1 protein-coding gene and 1 pseudogene are annotated in these 5,652 nt (G+C 42.1%); both read left to right on the forward strand.

The features are described from left to right. Positions 1-146: 146 nt before the first annotated feature. Positions 147-269 (forward strand): annotated as a pseudogene (locus HYG89_RS16110) (ESPR domain-containing protein); the annotation flags it as partial. Positions 270-284: 15 nt separating this feature from the next. Continuing rightward, positions 285-5,652: beta strand repeat-containing protein (locus tag HYG89_RS15490; protein ID WP_372595715.1), on the forward strand; the 5,368-nt coding region annotated here is incomplete at its 3' end.

The raw sequence follows: 5,652 nt of genomic DNA on the forward strand, positions 1-5,652 counted from the left end.
GTCATGAGAAAGCCCATATAAATGGGTAATGTACAAGTTGCTGTAGAAGCATGTTTAATTCGTCTGATCACAGATACTTTATAAAGTATTTTAATACTTTTTTGAATCCGTCAATGCGTAAGTCCTATCATATAAAAGGTGTAAGTATGAATAGGATCTATAGAATAGTTTGGAATGCTTCGATAGGGGCATGGGTTGCGGTTTCGGAAAATGCAAAAAGTAAAACGAAAACAAAAACGGTGAAAGTTGTATCAGTAGCTATAACTATTGCGTCAAGTGCGGTGATGCCAGTTTATGCTGATGTTTTGGCAGGAAATAATATTACAATTACACCTAGTGGCACAGATTTTGTAGTTGCAACAACGGATGACGTAAGTCTGAATAAAGTTACGGTAGGCAGTGTTGAATTAGATAAAACCACCAGTACAGTTAAAGTCGGGACAAATACGACATTAAGCACCGCAGGTTTAAATACGGACGGTTCAGTTAATGCAGGTACATTAACTACAACAGGCTCAGCAACGATTGGAAATGGTTTGACTGTAGCAAATGGTGCGACGGCTCTTAAAAACACCAATATTGCGGGTACTTTAACAACTACAGGAAATACAACTGTAGGCGGTACTTTGGGAGTAACAGGTGCAACGACACTTAGTAACACGTTAAATGTAGTTGGTAATACGACACTCAGCAATGTTACGACGACAGGCTCAGCAACGATTGGAAATGGTTTAACTGTATCAAATGGTACGACGGCTCTTAAAAACACTAGCATTACAGGTACTTTAGCAACTACAGGAAATACAACTGTAGGCGGTACTTTGGGAGTAACAGGTGCAACGACACTTAGTAACACGTTAAATGTAGTTGGTAATACGACACTCAGCAATGTTACGACGACAGGCTCAGCAACGATTGGAAATGGTTTAACTGTATCAAATGGTACGACGGCTCTTAAAAACACTAGCATTACAGGTACTTTAGCAACTACAGGAAATACAACTGTAGGCGGTACTTTGAATGTTAATGGATCAGCAACATTTAATAATGGTGCGAATCTCAATGATAAAAAAATTACTGGATTAGCGGCTGGAAATATCAGTAATGCGAGCAGTACGGATGCAGTTAATGGTGGGCAGCTTTATACCGTCAATAAAAATATTGCGGATGTCCTAGGAACACAATTAGATGCAAATGGAACCTTACAAAATCCAACTTATACGGTGAGTGATGGTAAAGGCGGTACACAAGCTTTTAATAATGTAAGGCAAGCTATTGAATATATTACAGGGGTTGATACTGGAACAGGAACTGGAGGAGTCGGGGTTGGTATTAAATATTTCCATACCAACTCTGCTGCAGTTGATTCACAGTCAAAAGGTCTAGAATCGGTTGCTATAGGACCTCAAGCAATTGCAAATGGTACAAGTTCAATTGCTATGGGCGACCAAGCGCGCGCAGATCAAGAAAATGCAGTTGCAATTGGTAAACAATCCGCAGCAATTGGTTTAAATAGTACAGCAATTGGTTCAACCACAGGGACACCGCGCCAGCCTGTTTATACAAGAGATGCAAATAGTAAAATTACTGCAATAGATGGCATGTCTGTAACTACGACAGGAGCGGGTACGAATTTAACAGATATTACTGAAATTAATGGGGTATCGGTTACAAATGCTCAAGTTACTAGCTTAGTGGCGTTGTTAAGCAGCGGTGCGAATCTTTCTCTTGGAAAGAATAGTATAGCTTTGGGTACTTCTAATTTGGCAAGAGGTGAATCTAGTGTTGCTCTTGGTGATTCATCTAAAGCTGTTGCAAAGGATGCGATTGCAATAGGTCGAAATGGTAATGCTTCAGGAGAGCAGGCAATTTCCATTGGTGCTGCAGCTCAAGCAGCAGCAAGCGGTGCACTGGCTGCCGGCGGAGCATCTAATGCGGGCCGTGATGGTGCGGTTGCATTGGGTCAAGGTGCTTTTGCAAATACAACAGCTGGTATTTCAATCGGTCAGAATGCGGGAGTGGGTACATCACAAGGTGCAACGAATGACCGTACAGACCACATTGCTATTGGACGTGATAGCGGCAAAAATGTTATTGGCAATCGAAATATTGCTTTAGGTGTTGGCGCTGGTTCCAACCTGTCAGCGAGCGGTAATGACAGCTCAGATGACAATATTGCGATTGGGGTAAATGCAGGAAGCAATTTAAATGGTGATGATAATATTGCTATTGGCCGCGATGCGAATAAAAATATAACCGCAGTTGCTGAATCTGTAGCGATTGGTTCACGTGTAGATGCAACAACAGGTTCGACCGTGCTGGGTAATGAGGCCAAAGCTTCTGGCGGTGATTATGCAACTGTTCTGGGCTATAAAGCAAAAGTGACAGGCGATTCTGGAACGGCATTGGGGCGTGACTCGGAAGCTAGTACCAATAATATTGCTCTAGGGGCATCCAGTGTAGCGAATGGAACTTCAACTGCTGCGGCTTATTTGACAGCTGATACAAAATCGGGCGGCTATAATATAGTTTCTGTTGGTAAAACTGGACAAGAGCGTCGTATTACGAATGTTGCAGCGGGTGCCAATCTTACAGATGCAGTCAATGTTAATCAATTGTATGAAGCGCAAAAAAATGTCGCAAGCTTGATTGGTGGACAAACAGGTGTCGATCCAGTTACAGGAGCATTTACAGGCTACATTATTGAATTGACAGATACAAAAACAAACCAGACTCATCAATATACAAATGTTGCGAGTGCAATTAATGCAGTGTCATCTGGTGCAATTAGTGTTTTACCTGGCAATACTGTGACGTATGCCGCTGATGGCCGCATTTCGAATGTTGCTGCAGGAACACAAGCTACAGATGCTGTGAATTTGGCACAGCTTAATCAAGCTATTGCAGATAATGGACAACATCATGTCTCCATTAATAGTAAAAATCCAGCGAATGAAAATAATATGGGGGCAACTGCTGACGAGTCGCTAGCAATAGGTGCTGGCGTCACAACAAGTAATGCAGGTGTAAAAAGTGTCGTTATCGGTTTTGATGCTGCAACTAATGCAAAAGAAAGTGTTGCAATTGGTAATACCAGCACACAAGCAAATGGTGATGCATCTATTGCGATTGGTAAGACTGCTTTAGCAAAAAGTACAAACAATATTGCAATGGGTACCAATGCCAGCAGTAATGGTATGGAAAGTATTGCAATAGGTACCAATATTCAAATTGATAGAACCACTGGTATTTCTGACTATGCAGTGGGTATTGGCAGTTATTCAGAAGTACAGAATGCTGATCAGGCCATTGCAATTGGACGTAAAGCAATTGTACAGGGCGATAATGGAACAGCAATTGGCCATGAATCACTAGCAGCAAAAGAAAATGCGAGTGCATTGGGTAATTTTGCTAAAGCAACTGCAGTAAGTGCTAATGCTATTGGTAACTATGCAACAGCAAGTGGAACAAGCGCCAATGCAATTGGTAATAATGCAAAAGCGACTGCTGGTAATGCCAATGCGATGGGTAAAAGTGCAGAAGCAACAAGCACAAGCAGTAATGCGATTGGTGATAGTGCAAAAGCTGCAGCTGATAATGCCAGCGCAATTGGTACCAATGCGCAAGCAACAGGAGTTAATGCGAATGCTATGGGTAAGGGTGCAAAAGCATCTGAACAAGATGCAAGTGCAATTGGTACAGGCGCTGAAGCATTAAGACAGGATACGCTTGCGTTAGGTACAAGTGCCGTTGCAAGTGGTCTCAATGCGTCTGCTATAGGTAAAAGTGCAGATGCAGCAGGTTTAAATGCGAATGCATTTGGTAATGGGGCTAAAGCTGGTGCTGAAAGTTCGAATGCTATAGGGACAGGTGCTAATGTATCTGCAACTAATGGTTTTGCTTTAGGTACTGGTGCAACAGTTACACATACAAATGCAGTTGCCTTGGGTAGTGGATCGATTTCTGGTAATGCAACACCAACAGCAAGTGCAATTGTTAACGGTAAAACCTATAATTATGCAGGCATAAATCCAACATCAACTGTGAGTGTGGGCAGTTTAGGTAATGAACGTCAAATCATTAATGTCGCTGCAGGTCGAGTATCTGGTTCAAGTACTGATGCAATTAATGGTAGCCAGTTATTCCAAACCAATGAAGAATTAGCCAATCTAGCGAATAAAACAGCACAAGCATTAGGTGGTGGGGCTTCAGCAAATCAAGCTACCGGAGCAATTAGTGCGCCAAGTTATACCGTCACAACTAACCCGGCAGGAACAGGTACAAAAACTACGGTCAGTAATGTAGGTGCAGCCTTAACTGCATTAGATACCGCATTGAATCAACCATTAAGCTTTGCTGGTGATACGGGGACTCAAATATCGCGTAAACTTGGTGAAACGCTCAATGTGAAAGGCGGTGCAACAGGTACACTCGCTGCCACCGGGAATATAGGTGTGGTTGCCAATGGAACAAATCAGCTAGATATTCGTCTTGCTGAAACAATAAATCTTGGTAGCAATGGTAGTGTGACAACAGGCTCTGCGAGCATAAAAAATAATGAAGTTAAAGTCGGTACCAATACTTTAACGGATACTGGATTAAAAGCCGGTAATGTGAAGGTAAATACTTCAACAAATGATGTTACTGGGTTAAGCAATACAACTTGGAATCCTGCAGGCACTTACAATAGTGGTCGAGCAGCAACTGAGGAACAATTGATTTCTGCACAAAATCAGCTAAATACAACTTTAACTGATAAAGGTTTCAGTATCTCAGCCCAAGGTGCTAATTTAGATAAAGTTAAGCTGGGTGAAACAGTTGATTTTCGCAATACTGATGGAAATTTAGTTGTTACTCACAGTGCGGATAATACTATTAACTATGATTTAGCTAAAAATATTAATGTTGACAAAGTGACTCTTGGTAACATTGTTATCGACAAAGCGACAGGGATCAATGCAGGCAATCAGAAGATCACCAATGTTAAAGCTGGGGATGTCAATTCAACATCTACAGATGCGGTGAATGGCAGTCAGCTATATACAGCCCAAGACAATGTGAAGAATGTATTGGGGAGCAGCACACAGATTGATGCAACTGGTAATTTAACTTCAACCAATATTGGCGGAGTTACAGGAGCCAATACGGTTCACGATGCAATTCAGCAGGTAAATAACACTGCGACTAATGCGAAGACTCAGGCAGATAAAGGTTTGAATTTTGCAGTGAATGGTGTAAGTCCAGCAGACAATGTACAGCTAGGAGAAACTGTTAACTTCGCAGATGGTACAAATACAACAGCGACCTATGATTCTGCGACGAATACCTACAAATACAGCCTGAAAGATACCTTGTCCTTAAGCAATGCGGGCAGTTTATCGATTAAGGATAGTGCTGGTACAGGTACAGTCGTTTCTGTTGACAAGACAGGGGTACAGTCAGGCAGCATTAAGCTAGATGCATCGACAGGTAAGATCACAGGAGTAACAGATGGTCTTGTTGCGGCAGGATCTAAAGAAGCAGTAAATGGTGGTCAGCTTGATGCAGTAAAAGCGATAGCGAATACTGGCTGGAAACTGACGACAGATAAAACTGGTACGGGTGCAGTGGCAGGTAGTTCAGTTGAACAGATTACGCCAGATGAAACTGTAA

The organism is Acinetobacter sp. SwsAc5 (assembly GCF_013391485.1).
GTDB lineage: Bacteria > Pseudomonadota > Gammaproteobacteria > Pseudomonadales > Moraxellaceae > Acinetobacter > Acinetobacter towneri.